This is a genomic window from Streptomyces sp. NPDC059828 (assembly GCF_042731955.1).
Lineage (GTDB): Bacteria > Actinomycetota > Actinomycetes > Streptomycetales > Streptomycetaceae > Streptomyces.
The window spans coordinates 74269-96406 of record NZ_JBHWIW010000019.1 but is presented as its reverse complement, the minus strand read 5'-3'; the positions used below and the strand labels follow the sequence as shown (position 1 = coordinate 96406).

Annotated in this window: 21 protein-coding genes; 6 read left to right on the top strand and 15 right to left on the bottom strand. The window is 69.9% G+C overall.

All coding sequences use genetic code 11. The annotated features are described in order from the left end of the window. Window positions 1-27: 27 nt before the first annotated feature. Genes ACFV6V_RS14415 through ACFV6V_RS14385 form a run of 7 tightly spaced genes read right to left on the bottom strand, consistent with a single transcriptional unit; the run spans window position 28 to window position 7805 of the window. Window positions 28-2556, bottom strand: a complete 2529-nt coding sequence (locus tag ACFV6V_RS14415) for an NADH-quinone oxidoreductase subunit G (protein ID WP_385563955.1) — start codon at window positions 2554-2556, stop codon at window positions 28-30. Beyond that, on the bottom strand, window positions 2553-3917 hold the full coding sequence (nuoF, locus tag ACFV6V_RS14410) for an NADH-quinone oxidoreductase subunit NuoF (protein WP_385563952.1): 1365 nt from the start codon (window positions 3915-3917) through the stop codon (window positions 2553-2555). Before nuoF ends, ACFV6V_RS14415 begins: the two co-directional genes overlap by 4 nt. After that, window positions 3917-4804: an NADH-quinone oxidoreductase subunit NuoE gene (gene nuoE, locus ACFV6V_RS14405; RefSeq protein WP_385564021.1), complete on the bottom strand. Its 888-nt coding sequence runs from the start codon at window positions 4802-4804 to the stop codon at window positions 3917-3919. The genes nuoF and nuoE overlap by 1 nt, the downstream gene beginning before the upstream one ends. A gap of 17 nt (window positions 4805-4821) precedes the next feature. Continuing rightward, entirely contained in the window at window positions 4822-6141 is a 1320-nt protein-coding gene (locus ACFV6V_RS14400) for an NADH-quinone oxidoreductase subunit D (RefSeq protein WP_385563949.1), read from the bottom strand. Then, on the bottom strand, window positions 6138-6875 hold the full coding sequence (locus tag ACFV6V_RS14395) for an NADH-quinone oxidoreductase subunit C (RefSeq protein ID WP_385563946.1): 738 nt from the start codon (window positions 6873-6875) through the stop codon (window positions 6138-6140). Before ACFV6V_RS14395 ends, ACFV6V_RS14400 begins: the two co-directional genes overlap by 4 nt. Then, window positions 6872-7426 (bottom strand): NuoB/complex I 20 kDa subunit family protein, encoded by a 555-nt coding sequence (locus tag ACFV6V_RS14390; protein ID WP_385563943.1) that lies wholly within the window; start codon window positions 7424-7426, stop codon window positions 6872-6874. The genes ACFV6V_RS14395 and ACFV6V_RS14390 overlap by 4 nt, the downstream gene beginning before the upstream one ends. A gap of 19 nt (window positions 7427-7445) precedes the next feature. Beyond that, window positions 7446-7805 (bottom strand): NADH-quinone oxidoreductase subunit A, encoded by a 360-nt coding sequence (locus ACFV6V_RS14385; RefSeq protein ID WP_017948722.1) that lies wholly within the window; start codon window positions 7803-7805, stop codon window positions 7446-7448. 733 nt (window positions 7806-8538) lie between these two features. On the opposite strand from ACFV6V_RS14385, the gene ACFV6V_RS14380 reads away from it, so the two are divergent. Beyond that, window positions 8539-9339: a C40 family peptidase gene (locus tag ACFV6V_RS14380; RefSeq protein ID WP_385563938.1), complete on the top strand. Its 801-nt coding sequence runs from the start codon at window positions 8539-8541 to the stop codon at window positions 9337-9339. 308 nt (window positions 9340-9647) lie between these two features. Then, window positions 9648-10274: a hypothetical protein gene (locus ACFV6V_RS14375; RefSeq protein WP_385563935.1), complete on the top strand. Its 627-nt coding sequence runs from the start codon at window positions 9648-9650 to the stop codon at window positions 10272-10274. Here the strand turns inward: ACFV6V_RS14375 and ACFV6V_RS14370 are convergent. Together ACFV6V_RS14370 and ACFV6V_RS14365 are read right to left on the bottom strand one after the other, a co-directional pair. Next, a complete protein-coding gene (locus ACFV6V_RS14370; protein WP_385563932.1) occupies window positions 10264-11100 on the bottom strand; it encodes an SDR family NAD(P)-dependent oxidoreductase in 837 nt (278 codons plus the stop codon). The genes ACFV6V_RS14375 and ACFV6V_RS14370 overlap by 11 nt on opposite strands. A gap of 86 nt (window positions 11101-11186) precedes the next feature. Then, window positions 11187-12473 carry a geranylgeranyl reductase family protein gene (locus tag ACFV6V_RS14365; protein ID WP_361283497.1) on the bottom strand — a complete coding sequence of 429 codons (1287 nt, stop codon included), beginning with the start codon at window positions 12471-12473 and terminating at the stop codon, window positions 11187-11189. A 96-nt stretch (window positions 12474-12569) separates the two neighbouring features. Between ACFV6V_RS14365 and ACFV6V_RS14360 the strand changes: the two genes are divergently transcribed. Next, window positions 12570-13100: a GNAT family N-acetyltransferase gene (locus ACFV6V_RS14360; protein ID WP_385563928.1), complete on the top strand. Its 531-nt coding sequence runs from the start codon at window positions 12570-12572 to the stop codon at window positions 13098-13100. A 116-nt stretch (window positions 13101-13216) separates the two neighbouring features. Here ACFV6V_RS14360 and ACFV6V_RS14355 read toward each other — a convergent pair whose 3' ends face one another. The 5 genes from ACFV6V_RS14355 to ACFV6V_RS14335 all read right to left on the bottom strand — a co-directional run bounded on the left by ACFV6V_RS14355 (window position 13217) and on the right by ACFV6V_RS14335 (window position 18744). After that, a complete protein-coding gene (locus ACFV6V_RS14355; RefSeq protein WP_385563925.1) occupies window positions 13217-14161 on the bottom strand; it encodes a glutaminase in 945 nt (314 codons plus the stop codon). A 46-nt stretch (window positions 14162-14207) separates the two neighbouring features. Then, window positions 14208-14903 carry a demethylmenaquinone methyltransferase gene (locus ACFV6V_RS14350; protein WP_385563923.1) on the bottom strand — a complete coding sequence of 232 codons (696 nt, stop codon included), beginning with the start codon at window positions 14901-14903 and terminating at the stop codon, window positions 14208-14210. Window positions 14904-14970: 67 nt separating this feature from the next. Continuing rightward, entirely contained in the window at window positions 14971-15645 is a 675-nt protein-coding gene (locus ACFV6V_RS14345; RefSeq protein ID WP_385563920.1) for a hypothetical protein, read from the bottom strand. Window positions 15646-15673: 28 nt separating this feature from the next. After that, window positions 15674-16873, bottom strand: coding sequence for a cyclic dehypoxanthinyl futalosine synthase (mqnC, locus tag ACFV6V_RS14340; protein WP_385563917.1), 1200 nt, complete (start codon window positions 16871-16873; stop codon window positions 15674-15676). Between the two features lie 170 nt (window positions 16874-17043). Continuing rightward, on the bottom strand, window positions 17044-18744 hold the full coding sequence (locus tag ACFV6V_RS14335; protein WP_385563914.1) for a serine/threonine-protein kinase: 1701 nt from the start codon (window positions 18742-18744) through the stop codon (window positions 17044-17046). Between the two features lie 286 nt (window positions 18745-19030). Between ACFV6V_RS14335 and ACFV6V_RS14330 the strand changes: the two genes are divergently transcribed. Continuing rightward, a complete protein-coding gene (locus ACFV6V_RS14330) occupies window positions 19031-20089 on the top strand; it encodes an alpha/beta hydrolase (protein WP_385563911.1) in 1059 nt (352 codons plus the stop codon). 66 nt (window positions 20090-20155) lie between these two features. Here ACFV6V_RS14330 and ACFV6V_RS14325 read toward each other — a convergent pair whose 3' ends face one another. After that, window positions 20156-21082 carry a menaquinone biosynthetic enzyme MqnA/MqnD family protein gene (locus tag ACFV6V_RS14325; protein WP_385563908.1) on the bottom strand — a complete coding sequence of 309 codons (927 nt, stop codon included), beginning with the start codon at window positions 21080-21082 and terminating at the stop codon, window positions 20156-20158. A 270-nt stretch (window positions 21083-21352) separates the two neighbouring features. On the opposite strand from ACFV6V_RS14325, the gene ACFV6V_RS14320 reads away from it, so the two are divergent. Then, complete coding sequence (locus ACFV6V_RS14320) at window positions 21353-21556, top strand: cold-shock protein (RefSeq protein WP_017948713.1); 204 nt, start codon at window positions 21353-21355, stop codon at window positions 21554-21556. A 166-nt stretch (window positions 21557-21722) separates the two neighbouring features. Further along, a complete protein-coding gene (locus tag ACFV6V_RS14315) occupies window positions 21723-22136 on the top strand; it encodes a DUF1992 domain-containing protein (protein ID WP_385563905.1) in 414 nt (137 codons plus the stop codon). The last annotated feature ends 2 nt before the right edge of the window (window positions 22137-22138 follow it).

Sequence of the window (22138 nt, the reverse complement as noted above, 5' to 3'; positions counted from 1 at the left end):
GGTCCTCGACCGCGAGGAGGGTCGGGTTCACGCACGCACCTCCGGTACGTCGTCGCCTGCGGCGGCACCGTCCGTGGCGCCGGGGCCGATACGGACCAGCCGGCCGGGCGCCGCGCCCGTGTCACCGAGCACACCGCCGCCGGTCGAGTTGAGCGGGAGCCAGACCACCCGGTCGGGCATCGCGGTCACCTGGAGCGGCAGCCGTACGGACCCGGCGGGTCCGGTGACGGACAGCAGCTCGCCGTCCTTGACCCCGGTCTCGGCCGCGGTGGCGGCGGAGATCCGGGCCACCGCGGCGTGCCGGGTGCCCGCCAGGGCCTCGTCGCCCTGCTGGAGCAGTCCCTGGTCGAGCAGCAACCGGTGGCCGGCAAGGATCGCCTCCCCGTCGCCGGGGCGGGGCAGGGGCTCTGCCGACTCGACGGGCTCGGAGGCCCTGGGGCCGCTCCAGGCGCCGAGCCGGTCCATCTCCCGCCGCACCGAGCGCAGATCGGGCAGCCCGAGGTGCACATCGAGCGCGTCGGCGAGCATGTGAAGCACCCTGGTGTCCGTCGGCGGCAGCGCGCGGGTCATCTGCTCGGGCTTCAGAGCCGCCTCGAAGGGCCGGGCCCTGCCCTCCCAGTTGAGGAAGGTGCCGGACTTCTCCACGACGGCGGCGACCGGAAAGACCACATCGGCCCGCTCCGTCACCTCCGACGGCCGCAGCTCCAGCGAGACCAGGAAGCCCACCGCGTCGAGCGCCTCACGTGCCCGCGCCGGGTCGGGCAGATCCGCTGCCTCCACACCGGCGACGACCAGGGCGCCGAGTGCGCCCGTGGCCGCGGCCTCGATGATCTGGCCGGTATCGCGGCCGTAGCGGTGCGGGAGCTCGCGTACACCCCAGGCCGCCGCGGTCTCCTCACGGGCGCGCGGGTCGGTGGCGGGACGGCCGCCGGGCAGCAGCGAGGGGATCGCACCCGCCTCCACTGCGCCCCGCTCACCGGCCCGGCGCGGGATCCACACCAACTGGGCACCGGTGGCGGTGGCCGCCCTGAGCGCCGCGGTAAGCGCACCGGCCACCCCGGCGAGCCGCTCGCCCACGACGATCACGGCCCCTGGGGCGCGCAGTGCCTCGTGCGCCGCGGACCCCTCCGCGTCGAGACCGGTGCCGGACGCCAGGGCGTTCAGCCACTCGGTCTCGGTGCCGGGTGCGGCGGGGAGCAGTACACCGGACGCCTTCACCAGACCTCGGGTGGCGTGCGTGGCGAGGGCGTAGCTGCGCTGGCCGTGCTTGCGGGCGGCCTTGCGCAGCCGCAGGAAGACGCCGGGCGCCTCCTCCTCGGACTCGAAGCCCACGAGCAGTACCGCGGGCGCCTTCTCCAGGGACGTGTAGGTGACTCCCCTGCGGTCCAGGACCAGGTCCCGTCCCCGCCCGGCCACCGAGGAGGCCAGGAAGTCGGCCTCCTCGGACGAGTGGACCCGCGCCCGGAAGTCGATGTCGTTGGTGTCCAGGGCGACCCGGGCGAACTTGGCGTACGCGTAGGCGTCCTCGACGGTGAGCCGGCCTCCGGTCAGCACGCCAGCCCGTCCGCGTGCCGCCTCGAGCCCCGCGGCGGCGGCCTCCAGGGCCTCGGTCCAGCTCGCGGCCTCCAGCTCGCCGGTCTCCCTGTTGCGTACGAGGGGGGTGGTGAGCCGGTCGCGCTGCTGGGCGTAGCGGAAGGCGAACCGCCCCTTGTCGCAGATCCACTCCTCGTTGACCTCGGGGTCGTCGGCGGCGAGCCGCCGCATGACCTTGCCGCGCCGGTGGTCGGTGCGGGTGGCGCAGCCGCCCGCACAGTGCTCGCAGACCGACGGCGAGGACACCAGGTCGAAGGGCCGGGAGCGGAACCGGTACGCGGCCGAGGTCAGCGCGCCGACCGGGCAGATCTGGATGGTGTTTCCGGAGAAGTACGACTCAAAGGGATCGCCTTCGCCCGTGCCGACCTGCTGGAGCGCGCCGCGTTCGAGCAGTTCGATCATCGGGTCGCCGGCGACCTGGTTGGAGAACCGGGTGCAGCGTGCGCACAGCACACAGCGTTCGCGGTCGAGCAGCACCTGGGTGGAGATGTTGACCGGCTTCTCATAGGTGCGCTTCCTGCCCTCGAACCTGGACTCGGCCTGGCCGTGGGACATGGCCTGGTTCTGGAGAGGGCACTCCCCGCCCTTGTCGCAGACCGGGCAGTCCAGCGGGTGGTTGATCAGCAGCAGCTCCATCACGCCCTGCTGTGCCTTCTCGGCGACGGGCGAGGTGAGCTGGGTCCTGACGACCATGCCGTCGGTGCAGGTGATGGTGCACGAGGCCATCGGCTTGCGCTGGCCCTCGACCTCGACGATGCACTGCCGGCAGGCGCCGGCGGGGTCGAGGAGGGGGTGGTCGCAGAACCGGGGGATCTCGATTCCGAGCAGTTCGGCGGCGCGGATCACCAGGGTGCCCTTGGGCACGCTGATCTCGACACCGTCGATGGTCAGGCTGACCAGGTCCTCGGGCGGGGGTGCGGTGTTGCCGCCGCCTGCGGACGCGGCGGACGTGGTGACGGTCATGCGGGCACCTCCAGGTCCCTGTCGGCCCAGGCCGTGGACTTCGCGGGGTCGAAGGGGCAGCCCCTGCCGCGGATGTGCTGCTCGTACTCGTCGCGGAAGTACTTGAGCGACGAGAAGATCGGCGAGGCGGCGCCGTCGCCGAGCGCGCAGAACGACTTGCCGTTGATGTTGTCGGCGATGTCGGCGAGCTTGTCGATGTCGGCCATGGAGCCCTTGCCTGCCTCGATGTCGCGCAGCAGCTGGACGAGCCAGTACGTGCCCTCGCGGCAGGGCGTGCACTTGCCGCACGACTCATGGGCGTAGAACTCGGTCCAGCGGGTGACGGCACGTACGACACAGGTCGTCTCGTCGAAGCACTGGAGCGCCTTGGTGCCGAGCATCGATCCGGCGGCGCCCACGGCCTCGTAGTCGAGCGGGACGTCGAGGTGCTCGTCGGTGAACATCGGGGTGGACGAGCCGCCCGGGGTCCAGAACTTCAGCCGGTGGCCGGGGCGCATCCCGCCGCTCATGTCGAGCAGCTGGCGCAGGGTGATGCCGAGCGGCGCCTCGTACTGGCCGGGGGAGGCGACATGGCCGCTGAGGGAGTAGAGCGTGAAGCCGGGTGACCTCTCGCTGCCCATCGAACGGAACCAGTCCTTGCCCCTGTTCACGATCGCCGGAACCGACGCGATGGACTCGACGTTGTTCACCACGGTGGGGCACGCGTACAGACCGGCGACCGCGGGGAAGGGCGGACGCAGCCGGGGCTGGCCGCGCCTGCCTTCCAGGGAGTCGAGGAGCGCGGTCTCCTCGCCGCAGATGTAGGCGCCGGCGCCCGCGTGCACGGTGATGTCGAGGTCGAGCCCGCTGCCCAGGATGTTCCTGCCGAGGTAGCCCGCCTCATAGGCCTCGCGCACGGCCTCGTGCAGTCGGCGCAGTACGGGGACGACCTCGCCGCGCAGATAGATGAAGGCGTGTGTCGAGCGGATCGCGTAGCAGGCGATCACCATGCCTTCGATGAGGGAGTGCGGATTGGCGAAGAGCAGCGGGATGTCCTTGCAGGTGCCCGGCTCGGACTCGTCGGCGTTGACGACGAGGTAGTGCGGCTTGCCGTCGCCCTGCGGGATGAACTGCCACTTCATCCCCGTCGGGAAGCCCGCGCCGCCCCGGCCGCGCAGTCCGGAGTCCTTGATGTACGCGATGAGGTCGTCCGGGGTCATCGCAAGGGCCTTGCGCAGGCCCTCGTAGCCCTCGTGGCGCCGGTAGGTGGCCAGGGTCCAGGACTCGGGATCGTCCCAGAAGGCCGAGAGGACGGGTGCGAGCAGCTTCTCGGGGCTCGTCCCGCCACCGGCCTCCGGACCGTACTCGGTGGACACGGTCATCACTCCCCCTCCTTGGAGTCCTTGGAATCCCGGGAGTCCCTGGGATCCCTTGTGTTCTTGGAGTCCTCGGAGTCCCTGGAGCCCTCGGCGACCGGACCTGCGGGGTGCGAGGGGTCCGAAGCGGACGTCTGCTGGGGTGCGTCATGGGAGCTGAGGTGCTCGGCCGGCGCCTCGTCCGCGGGTGCCGCGCCGCGCGGGTGGACCACCCGCGGGTGGGCGGCTTCGCCCTTGGCGAGTCGCAGGCCGACCAGGGACGCCGGGCCCGCGCCGCCGCCGGCCTCGACGGCGCCGGGGCGCTCGTCGGGGAAGCCGGCCAGGATGCGGGCCGTGTCCTTGAAGGTGCACAGCGGGGCGCCCCGGGTGGGTTCGACGGTCCGGCCGGCCCTCAGGTCGTCCACGAGCCTGCGGGCCGACTCGGGCGTCTGGTTGTCGAAGAACTCCCAGTTGACCATCACCACGGGCGCGAAGTCGCAGGCCGCGTTGCACTCGATGTGCTCGAGGGTGATCTTGCCGTCCGCGGTGGTCATGCCGGAGCCATCGCCTCCGACGCCGAGGTGCTCCTTGAGCTCGTCGAAGATGGCGTCGCCGCCCATCACCGCACACAGCGTGTTGGTGCACACCCCGACCTGGTAGTCACCCGAAGGCCCGCGCCGGTACATGGTGTAGAAGGTGGCGACGGCGGTGACCTCCGCCGTGGTCAGATCCAGCATCTCCGCGCAGAACCGCATCCCGGTGCGGGTGACATGGCCCTCCTCCGACTGCACCAGGTGCAGCATCGGGAGCAGCGCGGAGCGGCTGTCCGGGTAGCGGCCGATGATCGCCTTGGCGTCGGTCTCGAGCCTGGCGCGCACGTCGGCCGGATAGTCGGGTGCGGGGAGCTGGGGCATCCCCAAGCTGACGTCTGTCACCGGTCGACGCCTCCCATCACGGGGTCGATGGATGCGACGGCGACGATCACGTCGGCGACCTGGCCGCCCTCGCACATCGCCGCCATGGACTGAAGATTGGTGAACGAGGGGTCGCGGAAGTGGACCCGGTAGGGGCGGGTGCCGCCGTCGGACACCACATGCACGCCGAGCTCGCCCTTGGGCGACTCGACCGCCGCGTACGCCTGCCCGGCCGGGACCCGGAAGCCTTCGGTCACCAGCTTGAAGTGGTGGATCAGGGCCTCCATCGACGTGCCCATGATCTTCTTGATGTGGTCGAGGGAGTTGCCGAGACCGTCGGGTCCTAGTGCGAGCTGCGCGGGCCAGGCGATCTTCTTGTCGGCGACCATGACCGGTCCCGGGGTGAGCCGGTCCAGGCACTGCTCGATGATCCGCAGCGACTGGCGCATCTCCTCCAGGCGGATGAGGAAGCGGCCGTACGAGTCGCAGGTGTCGGCGGTCGGCACGTCGAACTCGTAGTTCTCGTAGCCGCAGTAGGGGTCGGACTTGCGCAGGTCGTGCGGCAGGCCGGTGGAGCGCAGGATCGGGCCGGTCGCGCCGAGCGCCATGCAGCCGGTGAGGTCGAGATAGCCGATGCCCTGCATCCGGCCCTTGAAGATCGGGTTTCCGGTGGCGAGCTTGTCGTACTCCGGGAGGTTCTTCTTCATCTTCTTCACGAACTCGCGGATCTGGTCCACGGCGCCCGGTGGCAGGTCCTGGGCGAGTCCGCCGGGGCGGATGTACGCGTGGTTCATCCGCAGGCCGGTGATGAGTTCGAAGATGTCGAGAATGAGTTCACGATCACGGAATCCGTAGATCATGACCGTGGTGGCGCCCAGCTCCATGCCTCCGGTGGCGATGCACACCAGGTGGGAGGAGAGCCGGTTGAGCTCCATGAGGAGCACCCGGATGACCGAGGCGCGGTCCGGGATCTGGTCCTCGATGCCGAGCAGCTTCTCGACCGCCAGGCAGTACGCCGTTTCGTTGAAGAACGGCGTCAGATAGTCCATGCGCGTGACGAAGGTGGTGCCCTGTGTCCAGGTGCGGTATTCGAGGTTCTTCTCGATGCCGGTGTGGAGGTAGCCGATGCCGCAGCGGGCCTCGGTGACGGTCTCGCCGTCGATCTCCAGGATGAGGCGGAGCACTCCGTGGGTGGACGGGTGCTGGGGGCCCATGTTGACGACGATGCGCTCGTCGTCGGCCTTGGCCGCGCTCTGGGCGATCTCGTCCCAGTCGCCACCGGTGACCGTGTACACGGTCCCCTCGGTGGTCTCGCGTGCAGAGGATGGGGTGGTCACGAGTACGACCTCCGCTGGTCCGGAGCCGGGATCTGGGCGCCCTTGTACTCGACGGGGATACCGCCGAGTGGGTAGTCCTTGCGCTGCGGGAAGCCCTGCCAGTCGTCCGGCATCATGATCCGGGTGAGGGCCGGGTGGCCGTCGAAGACCAGACCGAAGAAGTCGTAGGTCTCGCGCTCGTGCCAGTCGTTGGTCGGATAGACCTCGACCAGGGACGGGACGTGCGGGTCCGCGTCCGGGGCGCTGACCTCCAGCCGGATCAGCCGGCCGTGGGTGAGCGAGCGCAGGTGGTAGACGGCGTGCAGCTCGCGGCCCTTGTCGCCGGGGTAGTGCACCCCGCTCACGCCGGTGCAGAGCTCGAAGCGCAGGGCCGGGTCGTCGCGCAGGGTCCTGGCGACGCGGGCGAGGTGCTCACGGGCGACGTGGAAGGTGAGCTCGGCCCGGTCGACCACGGTCTTCTCGATCGCGTTCTCGGGCAAGAGGCCCTGTTCCTCCAGGGCACCCTCGAGCTCGTCGGCCACCTCGTCGAACCAGCCGCCGTACGGGCGGGTCGCCGCGCCCGGCAGCCGTACAGAGCGTACGAGCCCGCCGTAGCCGGAGGTGTCTCCGCCGTTGTCGGCGCCGAACATCCCGCGCTGGACGCGGATCTCCTCGCCGTGCTCACCACGCTGCCCGGGCAGGTTCTGCTCGGAGAGCTCCTTCTCCGGGTTGGGCTGGTCGTGTGCGTCACTCACTGGAGCAGCCCCTTCATCTCGATCATGGGCAGCGCCTTGAGGGCCGCTTCCTCCGCCTCCCGGGCCGCCTCCTGGGCGTTCACCCCGAGCTTGGAGTTCTGGATCTTGTGGTGGAGCTTGAGGATCGCGTCCATCAGCATCTCCGGTCGCGGAGGACAACCGGGCAAATAGATGTCAACCGGAACAATATGATCAACGCCCTGCACAATCGCGTAATTGTTGAACATTCCGCCCGAAGATGCGCAAACCCCCATGGAGATCACCCACTTGGGATTGGGCATCTGGTCGTAGACCTGGCGCAGGACCGGGGCCATCTTCTGGCTCACCCGCCCGGCGACGATCATCAGATCGGCCTGCCGGGGTGAGCCGCGGAAGACCTCCATACCGAAGCGGGCCAGGTCGTACCGGCCGGCACCGGTGGTCATCATCTCGATGGCGCAGCATGCGAGGCCGAAGGTGGCGGGGAAGACGGACGCCTTGCGCACCCAGCCCGCGGCCTGTTCGACGGTGGTGAGCAGAAAGCCGCTCGGAAGCTTCTCTTCGAGTCCCATGAGTGTGCCCCTCAGCCCCTCAGTCCCATTCCAGGCCGCCGCGCCGCCATACGTACGCGTAGGCGACGAAGACGGTGAGCACGAAGAGCAGCATCTCCACGAGCCCGAAGATCCCCAGCGCGTCGAAGCTGACCGCCCAGGGATAGAGGAAGACGATCTCGATATCGAAGATGATGAAGAGCATCGCCGTCAGGTAGTACTTGATCGGGAAGCGGCCCCCTCCGGCCGGTGTCGGCGTCGGCTCGATCCCGCATTCGTACGCCTCGAGCTTCGCCCGGTTGTAGCGCTTTGGGCCGACGAGCGTGGCCATGACCACGGAGAAGATCGCAAAGCCTGCCCCTAGGGCGCCGAGCACAAGGATGGGCGCGTAGGCATTCACGCTCCTCGCTCCTTCCAGTCGTCTTTGACCGTTGGACCGCACCGGGCTCCGCGTCGCCGCCTCAGAAGATCGTGCTCATGTGAGGCAGTTCACAAGCCCGACTGCTCCGCATCTTATGCCCGTAGGTCTGTGATCTGCGACACGGGGTACGACAACGACTTTGTGATCTCCACCACCTGACGAAGGATCATGAACATGGATGAGCGGTGATCTTGCACATGAAGCGCACGAGTGACTACAAGAGGTCACCTTCTACCGAGTTACCGCTGGTCAGGGGCTCGCAGCCAATACCAGGAGTGGTAGGTACAGGCAAATTCGCGGGCCACCGGAGTGGGTGATAGAGGGACGCGTCACCCACGTGAGGGATCGAGCGGACGGAAGTGGACGTGTGCGTCCGTTCACGAGCCGCGAGCCCTTCAGGGGAGGCGGCGAAGCGGTGGGCGCGCGGAGGGTGCGCAGCCACGGGGACGGTGACCATCCTGTGACCTGCGCCACTCGCGATCACCCACCGGAATTCGGGGCTTGGCCATCGGTGTGAAGGGGTGGTAAGCGCGGGGCAATCCGGACCTTTTACCGAAAGCCAATGATCACAGCCCTGATCATGGCTGCCCGTTTTGCCCGTTACGGCGTCAATAAGGGGCCACAGAAAGCGGATTGCGAGATTCCGAACGTAACTGTGGCGCAACACACGTTTCTTGAAGGGAACCGTCGGTCACTGATACCGGTTGTCCCTATGTCCCACACCGCTCACATACGAAGCCACCGGAAGCCCCGTCCGAAGAGCGCCTCCAAGCTCGCGCTGCGGGCCGGAGTTGCCGGTGGCGTCCTCAGCACCATCGCGGTGGCCGGTAGTGCCGGGCCGGCGAACGCCGAGCCGGTGACCGAGACCATCGAGATGCCCGCGCTCACTCTGGAGACCCCGGCGCTCGCGACCGCGGTCGCCCGCTCCGCCGAGGCCAGCCAGCTCGCCGCCCTCGACGCCGAGTTGCAGACCCAGGAAGACGCGGCCGCCGCCAAGGCCGCCAAGGCCGCCAAGACGGCGAAGGCCGAAGCGGTCCGCAAGGCCGAGGCCGAGAAGAAGGCCGAGGAGGCCGCCCGCTCCGAGGCCCGCGCTTCCCGCAGCTCCGAGCGCACCACTCTCTCCGCCTCCGCGTCGAAGAGCGACATCTCCGCTCCGGCCGGTTCGGTCGGGACCGTCATCTCCTTCCTGAAGGCCCAGCTCGGCGACGCCTACGTCATGGGCGCCAGCGGCCCCAACGCCTGGGACTGCTCCAGTCTCGTCCAGGCCGCCTACCGCCAGGTCGGCGTGGACCTCCCCCGCGTCTCCCAGGACCAGTCCGTCGCCGGCACCCCGGTCTCCCTGGACAACGTCCAGGTCGGCGACATCCTCTACTGGGGCGGCGCCGGCTCCGCGTACCACGTCGGCGTCTACATCGGCGACGGCCAGTACCTCGACGCCGCGAACCCCAGCAAGGGCGTCGTCGTCCAGGACCTCTCCGGCTACCCGGCGAGCGGCGCGGTGCGCGTGCTCTGAGGCCTGCGGCCTGAGCTCTGACCGCCTGGCGCCTGGCGCCTGGCGCAAACATGCCGGATCGGGCAATCCGGCACATAGTGCAACAGCCGGGGCTGTGACTCCTTTTCGGGAGCCGCAGCCCCGGCTTTCGTGTGCGGTCCGCGGCGCTGAAACGCAACGGTCTCGGAGCGACCGTCCGGGCACGGTGACGGCTGTGTCCCGGGTCGGTGACACCGGACCTTCCCCTGCTGCGTCGCGACGAGGCCGTTGCTACGTTCCCGGTCCTGGGTGCGGCCGTGGGGCCGCCCGGCACAGGGGGGAAGTCTCAGATGAACGTCAACGGCAACCGCTTCAGACCCGTCGTCCTCGCGCTCACGGCAGTCGCCGTGGCCGCCGTGCTCACGGGGTGCCAGAACGACGACTCCGCCGCCGGGGCCGGCGTGCCGAGCGCCGGTGCGACGGCCGTCTCGTCGCCCGGGGCTGCGGGCGGCGCCAAGCCCGGCGGGAAGCACAGTGCCAAGCCCGCCGGTAAGCCCGCGAAGAAGCCCGGTACCAAGCCTGCCGGTCCGGTCACGCCCGCCGCCGACTGCGCCAGTGAGCCGCCGGACCCGGACCATGTCGACCCCGATGAGCTGGCCGTCTACCGTGCCGAGGAGCTCCCCGCCTCGACCGGGAAGGTCAACCTCGTCATCCAGCACGGGGCCTGGGGATGCCCCGGCAAGGACACCGACGGCGCGCCCTTCGTCGTCGACGGCGAGGACAGCCGCTGGGCGCTCGACCAGGCCGCGTACGTCACCGCCACCACGCCCATCACCGACAGCACCGAGAACCAGCGGATCGGCGTGCAGGAGCTGATCGACTGGATCGACGCGAACCCCGACTCCGGTCTGGTGTTCCGCTACGAGCTCGGTGACGACGGCGCCATCCACCGTCTGGAACAGGTCTTCACCCCGTAGGGCCGAGGCCCTGTCCGAGCAGGCCGTGCGTCAGCTCCATCAGTCGCCTGCGGGCCTCCGGGTCGTACGCCTGCGCATGGGCGCGCATGTCCGCGTACTGGTCGAAGTAGCGGCCCGTGGTGGCGGCGAGCTCCGGGTCGAGGAGCAGGCGCACGGTCGGCCCGACGCCCTCGTCCGTGGTGACGGCGGGAGTGAGGCCGTAGGCGCGGACACCTTCGGTGTCCATCAGATGGGCGGGGTGGAGGGTGTTCACCGTGACCCCGGTCCCCCGCAGTTCGGCTGCCAGCTCGAAGGTCGCCATGATCAGGGCCAGCTTGCTGCGGCAGTAGGCGCGCAGGCCCTCGTAGTCGCGCTCCAGCATGACGTTGTCGAAGTCGATGGCCTCCTGGCCGATAGAGGCGACGTTGATCACGCGGGCGGGAGCGGAGGCGGTGAGGAGCGGCAGCAGGTCGCGGGTGAGGGCGTAGGGGGCGAGGTGGTTCACCGCGAAGCGGAGTTCATGGCCCTGGCCGCTCAGTTCGCGCCTGAGCGGTTCGGCGCCGCCCCCCGCCACCGCGTTGTTGATCAGGCCGTCGAGGCGCGGCTCGGCGGTACGGATGCGGTCCGCCATCGCGTGCACCTGCTCCAGGTCGGACAGGTCGGCGAGGTAGGTGCGGATCGTGGTGCCGGGGGCGGCGGCGGCCCGTGCTTCGGTGGCCGCTGCCTCCAGTCGGCCGGGATCACGGCCGTGCAGCAGGACGGTGCCGCCGCGCCGGACGAGGTCGAGAGCGAGAGCGCGGCCCATGCCCTGGGTGGCGCCGGTGATCAACGTGGTGCGCTGGGTCATGGCGGCAACCCTGGCTGCGCCGGCGGACGGGCGGGTAGAGCGTGCCGGTCCTGGTGTCGGCACCACCAGGCCCCGGCACGTCCCCCTCAGGCCTTCGGCGCCACCTTCGAGAGGCCGTTGATGATCCGGTCCATCGCGTCGCCGCCCGTCGGGTCGGTCAGGTTGGCGAGCATCTTCAGCGTGAACTTCATCAGCACCGGGTGGCTCAGCCCGCGCTGGGTCGCGATCTTCATGATCTTCGGGTTGCCGATGAGCTTCACGAAGGCGCGGCCCAGGTTGTAGTAGCCGCCGTAGGTGTCCTTGAGGACCTTCGGGTAGTTGCGCAGGGCGAGTTCGCGCTGCGCCGGGGTGGCACGGGCGTGGGCCTGGACGATGACGTCGGCGGCGATGCGCCCGGACTCCATCGCATAGGCGATGCCCTCGCCGTTGAACGGGTTGACGAGCCCGCCCGCGTCCCCGACCAGCAGCAGGCCGCGGGTGTAGTGGGGCTGGCGGTTGAAGGCCATGGGGAGAGCGGCGCCGCGGATGGGGCCGGTCATGTTGTCGGGGACGTAGCCCCACTCCTCGGGCATCGAGGCGCACCACGCCTTGAGCACCTCGCGCCAGTCCAGGTCCTTGAAGGCGGCGGAGGTGTTGAGCACGCCCAGGCCCACGTTGGAGGTGCCGTCGCCCATGCCGAAGATCCAGCCGTAGCCGGGCAGCAGCCGGTCCTCGCCGGGACCGCGGCGGTCCCACAGCTCCAGCCAGGACTCCAGGTAGTCGTCGTCGTGCCGGGGGCTGGTGAAGTAGGTGCGGACCGCGACGCCCATCGGGCGGTCCTCACGGCGGTGCAGGCCCATCGCCAGGGACAGCCGGGAGGAGTTGCCGTCGGCCGCGACCACCAGCGGGGCGCGGAAGACGACCGGGGTCTTCTCCTCGCCGAGCTTGGCGTGCACACCGGTGATACGGCCGGTGCGGTCGTCCACGACCGGCTCCCCGACGTTGCAGCGCTCGTACAGCCGCGCCCCGGCCTTCTGCGCCTGCCGGGCGAGCTGCTCGTCGAAGTCGTCGCGCTTGCGCACGAGTCCGTAGTCCGGGTAGCTGGCGAGCTCCGGCCAGTCCAGCTGGAGGCGCACACCGCCGCCGATGATGCGCAGGCCCTTGTTGCGCAGCCAGCCCGCCTCTTCGGAGATGTCGATGCCCATGGCGACGAGCTGCTTGGTGGCACGCGGGGTGAGCCCGTCACCGCACACCTTCTCGCGCGGGAACGCGGTCTTCTCCAGCAGGAGTACGTCGAGTCCGGACTTGGCCAGGTAGTACGCGGTCGTGGAACCGGCCGGGCCCGCGCCGACGACGATCACATCTGCGGTGTGCTCGGAGAGAGGCTCGGTCACGGCGGGATCTCCCGAAACTCGATTTCGCGTGCTTAAAAGCACTGGACGTGTGCAGTCTATGGGGGCGTACCGATCCTCCGACCGAAGGGCTGTCCCATGAGCGAAACGCTTCCCGCCGCTCCCGCCGCGCCGATGGTGCGGCTGCGCGTGCCCACCGACGAGGACGCCCTGGTCTGGCACCGGATCTTCGCCGATCCGGAGGTCATGGAGTTCCACGGCGGGGCACCCGCCGAGCTTTCGGAGTACGAGGAGTTGACGGCCCGACAGCGCAGACATGACGCGGAGCACGGCTTCTGCCTCTGGACGGCTGTGGACGAGGAGGGCGAGGTGCTGGGCTTCACGGGCGCGCAGCCCTGGCCGCATGCCTGGGGGCCGGTGGGCGAGATCGAGATCGGCTGGCGGCTGGCCCGGGCCGCCTGGGGGCGGGGTTACGCGACCACCGCGGCCCGCACCACGCTGGAGCGGCTGAGGGCGGCGGGGGTGCCGAGCGTGGTCGCCATGGTGGCGGCGGAGAACGAGCGGTCGATCGCGGTGACCCGGCGGCTCGGTATGGAGCTCGCGGAGACGTTCACGACACCGGTCGGGAAGCGGACCGGGTACTGCTTCCGGCTCGACCTGCTGCCGTGAAGGGAAAGCTCGACCGGCGCCGGTGACCGTGACTGTGACCGGAAAGATCCACCGGCTCCGGTGACCGTGACAGGATCAGGCCCCGGCTCCCCGCCTGTCACGAACGGGTCCGGCGCTCAGAAGACCGAGAGGCCCGTCAGGGTGGTGAAGCGGTCCAGCGCCGCCACGCCCGCCACCGAGTTGCCCCGGCTGTCGAGCCCCGGGCTCCAGACGCAGAGCGTGCAGCGGCCGGGCACGATGGCGACGATCCCACCGCCCACCCCGCTCTTGCCCGGCAGTCCGACGCGGTAGGCGAACTCGCCCGCCGCGTCATACGTCCCACAGGTCATCATCACCGCGTTGACCTGCTTGGCCTCGCTTCGGGTCAGCAGCCGGCTGCCGTCGGCACGCAGTCCGTGGCGGGCCAGGAAGCGGGCCGCCAGGGCGAGATCGGCACAGCTGGTCATGATCGAGCACTGCCAGAAGTAGTGGTCGAGCAGTATCGGCACCGGGTTGGCGATATTGCCGTACGAGGCCATGAAGTGGGCCAGCGCTGCGTTGCGGTCCCCGTGCTCGCCCTCCGACGCGGCGACGTCCTGGTCGAAGGCGAGGTCGGGGTTGCCGCTCTCGGCCCGCAGGAACTCGAGGAGTTCGCTGCTGGCGTCCCCGGTCAGGGTCTGGAGCCGGTCGGTGACGACGAGGGCTCCCGCGTTGATGAACGGATTGCGCGGGATGCCGTTCTCGTACTCGAGCTGCACCAGCGAGTTGAACGGATTGCCCGACGGCTCGCGGCCCACCCGCTCCCACAGCGCGTTCCCGTCGAGTGAGAGGGCGAGCGCCAGGGCGAAGACCTTGGTGACGGACTGCGCGGAGAAGGGCTGCCGCCAGTCGCCGACCCCGTACACCGTGCCGTCGAGGTCCGCCACGGCCATGCCGAAACGGCGCGGGTCGACGGAGGCGAGCGCCGGGATGTACTCGGCCGGCGTGCCGCTGCCGATGAGCGGCGCCACATCCGCGGCGATGCGCTCGAGCAGTCCCTGGTAGTCCGCCTCGTCATCCGGCTGGTAGTCCGCCTGGTCCACGATGCCCCGGTTCCGGTCGTACTTACTGCGGCTTGGTGACGCGGTCTTACTGCGGCTTGGTGCCCCGGTGCAGGGCGACGATCCCGCCGCTCAGGTTGCGCCAGGCCACCTTCGTCCAGCCGGCCTTCTGGAGCAGCCCGCCGAGCTCCGCCTGCTCGGGCCACGACTGGATCGACTCGGCGAGATAGACGTACGCGTCCGGGTTGGACGACACCGCGCGGGCGACGGGCGGCAGCGCCCGCATCAGGTACTCCTCGTACACCGTGCGGAAGGGCGCCCAGGTCGGGTGGGAGAACTCGCAGATCACGACCCGTCCGCCCGGCTTGGTCACCCGGTACAGCTCGCGCAGCGCCTGGTCGGTGTCCTGGACGTTGCGCAGCCCGAAGGAGATCGTCACGGCGTCGAAGGCACCGTCCCTGAAGGGCAGCTTCGTGGCGTCGCCGGCGGTGAGGGGCAGCCAGGGGTGCCGCTTCTTGCCTTCGCGCAGCATGCCGAGGGAGAAGTCGCACGGCACGACGTAGGCGCCGGTGCGGGTGAACGGCAGCGAGGAGGTGCCGGTGCCCGCGGCCAGGTCGAGGATCCGCTCGGCGGGGCCCGCGGCGACGGCTCTGGAGACCTCCTTGCGCCAGCGCCGGTCCTGGCCGAGCGAAAGCACGTCATTGGTGAGGTCGTAGTTCGCCGCCACGTCGTCGAACATGGAGGCGACTTCGTGCGGCTGCTTGTCCAGGGAGGCTCGGGTCACGCACCCATTGTGCCGCTCGGCCCCTGGCTGACCGCGGGCAGGGCACGCGGAGGACGTCAGGGAGATGTCAGCGAGCCCGGTACACGAGCCTGCCGCCGAGGACCGTCGCCACGCAGGTACCGGCCCCGTGTACGCGCAGGGCCCGCGCGGGCAGCTCGTCCACCGGCACGTCGAAGACCGCGAAGTCCGCGGGCGCGCCAGGGGTCAGCTCGCCGTCGAGCACGGCGTTCAGCGGCCGGGCGGCGAGCGGGTCGAGCGAGGGCGTCGGCAGCGGTCCTGCGGCATTCGGCTCCCGGTCCCTGCCGGGGGCCCGCTCCCGCACCCGGAGCCCTGATCTGGCGACGGCGCTGCGCAATTCGGGCAGGGTGAAGGGGCCGGCCACCGCCGTAGTGCCGTGGGCCAGCATGCGCTGCAACCCGCGCCGCGCGCTTGCGCCCCGGCGTACGTCGTCGAGGGCGAGTCCCGCGAGGTCCTCGCCGGTCAGCGGCTCGGTGCCGAGTGCGTCCGCCTCGCGCGGGTCCGGGTGGTACGCGGCCTCCAGCAACGCCGCGGCGTCGGCGTTCAGCAGCCCCGGGAGGAGCAGCCCGGGCCAGCGGCGCACCCGGGCACCGGGGTAGGCGGCGGTGACACCACCGGAGGTGCCGACGGCGGCGATCAGACCGCCGTCGACCACGACAGCGTCGACGGGCTCGTGCCCGCCGGTGGCGCCGAACACCCGGTCGGCGACATGGATCGTCAGCACGGCAGCGGTATCCGCGTTGTCCGGCGGCTCAGTTGGCGTTCAGCAGCTTCAGCTCGGGGTGTGCCGTGCCGCCCTCGATCGCCGTCGACGAGATGTGCGAGGCCACACGGTCGTCGACCGGGTCGTCCGCCGGGTCGTCGTGCACGGCGATGTGCTCGTACGTGGTCGTCCGCTGCGCGGGCACCCGGTCCGCCTTGCGGATCAGGTCGATGATCTCCTGCCGGTTGGAGCGGTGCTTGGCACCGGCCGACGAGACGACGTTCTCCTCCAGCATGATCGAGCCGAGGTCGTCCGCGCCGTAGTGCAGCGAGAGCTGGCCGATCTCCTTGCCCGTGGTCAGCCAGGAGCCCTGGATATGGGCGACGTTGTCGAAGAACAGCCGGGCGATCGCGATCATCCGCAGATACTCGAAGATCGTCGCCTGGGTGCGGCCCTTGAGGTGGTTGTTCTCCGGCTGGTACGTGTACGGGATGAAGGCGCGGAAGCCGCCCGTACGGTCCTGGACATCACGGATCATCCGCATGTGCTCGATACGCTCGGCGTTGGTCTCGCCGGTGCCCATCAGCATCGTGGACGTCGACTCGACCCCCATCCGGTGCGCGGTCTCCATGATCTCCAGCCAGCGCTCGCCGGACTCCTTCAACGGCGCGATCGCCTTGCGCGGACGCTCCGGAAGCAGCTCGGCACCGGCACCCGCGAAGGAGTCCAGACCGGCCGCGTGGATCCGGGAGATCGCCTCCTCGACCGACACACCGGAGATCCGCGCCATGTGCTCGACCTCGGAGGCGCCGAGGGAGTGGATCACGAGCTGCGGGAAGTCCTTCTTGATCGCGGCGAAGTGCTTCTCGTAGTACTCGACGCCGAAGTCCGGGTGGTGCCCACCCTGGAACATGATCTGCGTCCCGCCCAGCTCGACGGTCTCCGCGCAGCGCCGCAGGATGTCGTCGAGGTCACGGGTCCAGCCCTTGGCGGTGTCCTTGGGCGGCGCGTAGAAGGCGCAGAAGCGGCAGGCCGTGACGCAGACGTTGGTGTAGTTGATGTTCCGCTCGATGATGTACGTCGCGATGTGCTCCGTACCGGCGTAACGGCGGCGGCGCACCGCGTCGGCGGCGGCGCCCAGTGCGTGCAGCGGCGCGGACCGGTAGAGGTCGAGCGCCTCCTCCGGGGTGATCCGGCCACCCTCGGCGGCACGGTCCAGGACGGACTGACGGTCGGCCTTCTCGGTCACCGGGAGTCACCTTTCGGCGGTGTTTCTGGGCGTTCTACGGCGTTCTGGTGCTGTGCGCGTTCTGGGCGTTCAGGTCTTCGTACGGCCGGTCCAGCCTACGACAGGGCATCCGGGCAGTCGGTATGTACCCTCCGCCTTCGCGCGGACCGGCCGGCAGGGACGCGACAGCCTCAGCGTGATTTCGTCAGCGTCGCCTCGGGGTTGCCCGCCGCGTCCTCCTGGGACCTGTAGCGGAGTGTGCCGTCGGCGTTCAGGACGTACGTCACCGTGGTCGTGCCGCTCGTGCACACGCCACCGCTCGACGAGTGGTCGGGGTCGGAGCGTTCGGCGACACGGATCTCCTTCGCGGTCGCCGAGGTCAGCTTGCCCACGCCGCGGCAGGCGAACGGGCCGAGGGTCGACGCGGTGCGCACCACGTCCTGACCTTGGCGGCCCTCGGTGATGACGGCGCTGAAGCTGCCGCCCGAGAGGCCGCTGTCCTGCGTGAGTTGGCCCTTCCAGGTGCCGGTGAACGCCTTCGGAACCTCCTGCACTTCCTGCGGGTCAGGAGGAGTGCCGGAAGCCGACGACCTCGGCGGTGCGGCTGCCGAGTCGTTCGCGTCGGTGCCGCCACCCTGGGTGCCGGGGAACAGGTCGAGGAGGAATCCGGCGCCGACGGTGACCGCCGCCAGGGCACCCGCCACGGCCAGCGCGACCGTGCAGCTGACCTTTCGGCCGCCTCCGGGCCGGTCGCCTTCCGCCCTTTCCGCGCTTGTGGTCACCGAGAGGGACAGACGCCCGGGAGAAGCCGGCACGGGCGGCGGCGTGGACGGCATCGGAGGCGGGGATGCGAACGAAGGGTCCATGGGTGGTCCGAACACCCCCAGTGCCTCGTGCGTGAACGGCACCGGGCCCGAAGCCGCCGGGTCCTGCGGGGACGGTTCCAGGTCCAGCAGACGCACCGCGGTCCTGCTGACCTGTTCCACGACCGGGCCCGGCAGCCAGCCCGCTGCCACGAGTGCCGCCGCACCGCCCGGGGCGAGCCGACGGGTCACGTCCTGCGGGGCCGGCCGGGCCGCCGGGTCCTTGGCCAGGCACGCGGCGACCACCTCCCGCAACTCCCCGCTCAGTGCGCCGAGTTCGGGCTCCTCGTGCACCACCTTGTAGAGCAGTGCCGCCGACGAGTCGCCGGGGAAGGGCGCGGTTCCCGTCGCCGCGTAGGCCAGTACGGCACCGAGCGAGAACACGTCGGCCGCACCCGTGACTCCGCCTGCGCCGCCCATACCCGCGCCGGCGCTCGACCCTCTAGCCGCACTCGTGCTCGTGCTCGTGCCGACTATCTGCTCGGGCGCCATGTAGCCGGGCGAGCCGACCGAGACACCGGTCGTGGTGAGCGAGGCGGTGGCGTCGGTGGCGCGGGCGATGCCGAAGTCGATCAGCCGGGGCCCGTCGAGCGCGAGCAGGACGTTCGACGGCTTCACGTCCCGGTGGACAAGGCCCAGGGCGTGCACCGCCGCAAGCGCCTCGGCGAGGCCCGCGCCCAGCGTCCGTACGGTGCGCTCCGGCAGCGGGCCGTGCTCGGCGACGGCCTGCCCCAGCGCGGGCCCGGCGACGTACCCGGTCGCGACCCAGGGCACCGGCGCCTCCGGATCCGCGTCCAGCACGGGGGCCGTCCATGCGCCGCCCACCCGCCGCGACGCGGCGACCTCGCGCCGGAAGCGGGCACGGAACTGCTCGTCGAGCGCGAAGTGCGGATGGACGACCTTCACGGCGACTGTCCTGCCGCCCTCGGTACGGGCCAGATACACCCGTCCCATGCCCCCGGCACCCAGCCTGCCGAGCAGCCGGTACGCACCGATGGTCCGCGGCTCGCCCGCATCCAGCGGTTGCATACGCTCCCCCGTCTCCCCGCTCCGCGTTTCCCTGCTCCGGGTTGCGCGCGTGGCCGCGTTTCCCGCGTCGGCGAGCCCGCGTCACCGCGGCTCCGCACCGCTCCCCTGCGCCCGTCCGGGGACAGCGTAGAGGGCCGCGCGGACCGGATCACCGGTGATTGCCCCTTGTCCGCGGCCAACCGATCGGCCTCCGGTTCCATCTCTCTGTGCGTATGTCGCGCGCCTCACCCCCGAGCACCCCAAAGCGCTGCGTAGTACGCACGGTACGCATCGACTCGGAGACCACATGTATCGCCACCGCTCCCGCCTGCCCAAGGCCCTGATGGCCATCGCCGTCACCGGCTCCCTCGCACTGGTGTCGGGCTGCTCGGACGAAGGGGAGCCGCTCACCTTCGACGCTCCGTCACCCCAGGCCGCCGCCACGGGCGGGCAGTCGACGGGAGGGGCCCGGAAGGGCTCCCAGGAGGCGCAGTTGGCCGCGGGGACCCTGATGCCGACCGGCCCCAAGGCCGAGTTCACCACCCAGAACACCATCGACGACGGCACCAGGATCGGCGTCACGACCCTGCACGGCGAGAAGTCCGGCTTCACGGGCAAGGTCTGGGTCTGGGCACCCAAGCAGTACTTCGACGCGAAGTACGCGAACAGCGGGTTCCCTGTGCTCATCGCCCTCCCGGGCGGCAACGGCTACCCGAACAATTACTGGATGGGCACGGACCTGAAGCTGCAGAGCAGCATCAGCAAGTGGTCGGAAGAGGGAAAGAGCCTTCCGTTCATCGTGGTGATGCCCGTTCTCAATCCGGACGACAAGTACTACTACGACGGCAGCGATATACCGGGGCAGCCGAAAATGGGCACCTGGATGACCGAGGACGTCCCGGATTTCGTCAAGGCGAATTTCCGCACCTTCAAATCCCGCGACGGCTGGGCCTTCATGGGTTCGTCTTCCGGCGCCTTCGTCGGCCTCAAATCCGTCCTCAAGCACCCCGACAAGTTCAAGGCGGTCATCGCCTCGGGCCCCGACATCGTGCCGGACTCCCCGCTGTGGGCGGGGCACGAGGCCGAACAGCGGGCGAACGACCCCGAGCGGCTCGCCCGGGCGCTGGGCGCCAAGCCGGACAGCAAGGACAACGCCGTCTACCTGGCGATGCAGGTCGGCTCCAAGGAATCAGGACTGAAGAAGGCGAAGGCCTTCGTCCGGGACTACACCAAGGGCCCGGTCAAGACCCGGCTCCAGGTCATCCAGGACGGCGAGCACAATGCCAAGACCTATGTGAAGGGCATGGGGGACGGGTCCATCCAGTGGATCAGCAAGCACATGCAGGCGCCCGTCCCCAGCTCCTGAGCCCGTGAACCCCTGAGCTCCGGGACCCGGGGACCCGGGGACCCTGAGCTCCGGGGACCCCGGGCTTCAGGACGCTGCTGAGCGCTGTCGGACGTCGAGCAGCTCGACCCGCACATCCGCCGGGAACCCGGTCGTCGGCCCCGTACGACGGGCGAACTCCCGCACCCCCGCGAGCTGCTCGGCGCCGAAGCGGAAGTCGAGCGTGGTGAAGTACCGCTTCAGCAGCTCCGCGTCGAAGGACTCCCAGCGGGCCGCCTGCTCGGCGACCTTCTCCACCTCTTCGAGCGAGAGGTCGCGGGAGGCCAGGAAAGCCTCGTGGACCTTCCGCACGAGACCGGGCTCGCGCGCCAGGTAGTCCTTGCGCACCGCCCACACCGCGAAGACGAACGGCAGCCCGGTCCAGTCCTTCCACATCTGACCCAGGTCATGGACCCGCAGGCCGAGCCGCGGCGCATCGTGCAGCGAGGCGCGCAGCGCCGCGTCCCCGATCAGCACGGCCGCGTCGGCCTCCTGCATCATCACGCCCAGGTCAGGGGGGCAGGTGTAGTAGTCGGGCGACACGCCGTACTGCTCGGCGAGCAGCAGTTGGGCGAGGCGCACCGAGGTGCGGGAGGTGGAGCCCAGGGCTACACGTGCGCCGTCCAGCTGGTCCAGCGGCAGCTGGGACACGATCACACAGGACATGACGGGGCCGTCGCAGCCCACCGCGATATCGGGGAACGCCACGAGATCGTCGGCGTTGCGCAGAAATTCCACCAGGGTGACGGGGCCGATATGAAGATCGCCCCGCACCAGCTGCTCCGAGAGCTTCTCCGGGGTGTCCTTGGTCAGCTCCAGGTCGAGCAGGGTCCCTGTGCGGGCCAGGCCCCAGTAGAGGGGAAGGCAGTTCAGGAACTGGATGTGCCCGACACGCGGCCGGCTGCGACGGTCGTCGGCTGCGGCGGCGTTCACGGCGTGTTCCGCGGGGTGTGCGGGTGCTGCATGACTGTCCACAGCGTGAGGCTAGACCTTGGCCCGGCCGATCCATTGGGCGGGGCGCGCCGACATGAACGTCAGCTCGTCAAGTGTGGATCAAACATCCGGGTGAAGTGATCTTTCCCTCTACCGCGGCGAACACCCTGCATGCTAGGCTCGCCGCAAGTTGCAGTTTGGTTTCCCTTGCAGTACAGAGCCTGCGGAGCATGTAACCCGCAGGCTTTTGTAGGTTTTCAGACTTGTTTGCAGGTTCTGGAGCAGGGCAACCCTTTGGCCCAAGGAGGGCTTATGGCTACCGGAACCGTGAAGTGGTTCAACGCTGAAAAGGGCTTCGGCTTCATCGCCCAGGACGGCGGCGGCCCGGATGTCTTCGTTCATTACTCCGCGATCAATGCGACCGGCTTCCGCTCCCTCGAGGAGAACCAGGTCGTGAACTTCGACGTCACGCAGGGTCCGAAGGGCCCGCAGGCGGAGAACGTCACCCCGGCCTAAGTAGCCAGGGTCTGCGATCGCGCACGACTTAGCAGTACCAAGGAGCCCCGTTCTCGTACCCTGACCCGGTACGGGTCCGGGGCTCCTGCCCGTTTTCCCGTGCCTCTCTCGCAGGTGCCCCTCCGCGCCTCTCGCTGATCACCTCTTCGCCCGTACGCTGGAACGCGTGACGGAGCGCAAGCCACCTGGTGTCAGTTTCGAGTCCTGGGTCGACAAGCAGATCCGCGAGGCGACCGAACGCGGCGACTTCAAGGATCTGCCGGGCTTCGGCGAACCCCTGCCCGACAGCGGCGCCGAGCCCTACGACGAGATGTGGTGGATCAAAGGCAAGATGCACCGCGAGGGCCTCTCGTGTCTGCCGCCTTCGCTCGCCCTGCGCAAGGAGGCCGAGGACGCCCTGGAGGCCGCCACCCGCGCTCCGTCGGAGGCCGCGGTGCGCCGCATCATCGAAAGCGTCAACGAAAAGATCGCCGCGGCCATCCGCAGACCACCCCCGGGCCCGCTGCTCGGGCTCACGCCCTATGACGTCGACGCGGTGCTACGGGACTGGCGGCAGGCGCGAGGCGAACAGCAGGCCTGACA

Bases quoted from the DNA above. Each gene is read 5' to 3' on its own strand.
- ACFV6V_RS14415 (WP_385563955.1), bottom strand. From the start codon at position 2,556: ATGACCGTCACCACGTCCGCCGCGTCCGCAGGCGGCGGCAACACCGCA.
- nuoF (WP_385563952.1), bottom strand. From the start codon at position 3,917: ATGACCGTGTCCACCGAGTACGGTCCGGAGGCCGGTGGCGGGACGAGC.
- nuoE (WP_385564021.1), bottom strand. From the start codon at position 4,804: ATGCCCCAGCTCCCCGCACCCGACTATCCGGCCGACGTGCGCGCCAGG.
- ACFV6V_RS14390 (WP_385563943.1), bottom strand. From the start codon at position 7,426: ATGGGACTCGAAGAGAAGCTTCCGAGCGGCTTTCTGCTCACCACCGTC.
- ACFV6V_RS14380 (WP_385563938.1), top strand. From the start codon at position 8,539: ATGTCCCACACCGCTCACATACGAAGCCACCGGAAGCCCCGTCCGAAG.
- ACFV6V_RS14375 (WP_385563935.1), top strand. From the start codon at position 9,648: ATGAACGTCAACGGCAACCGCTTCAGACCCGTCGTCCTCGCGCTCACG.
- ACFV6V_RS14370 (WP_385563932.1), bottom strand. From the start codon at position 11,100: ATGACCCAGCGCACCACGTTGATCACCGGCGCCACCCAGGGCATGGGC.
- ACFV6V_RS14360 (WP_385563928.1), top strand. From the start codon at position 12,570: ATGAGCGAAACGCTTCCCGCCGCTCCCGCCGCGCCGATGGTGCGGCTG.
- ACFV6V_RS14335 (WP_385563914.1), bottom strand. From the start codon at position 18,744: ATGCAACCGCTGGATGCGGGCGAGCCGCGGACCATCGGTGCGTACCGG.
- ACFV6V_RS14330 (WP_385563911.1), top strand. From the start codon at position 19,031: ATGTATCGCCACCGCTCCCGCCTGCCCAAGGCCCTGATGGCCATCGCC.
- ACFV6V_RS14320 (WP_017948713.1), top strand. From the start codon at position 21,353: ATGGCTACCGGAACCGTGAAGTGGTTCAACGCTGAAAAGGGCTTCGGC.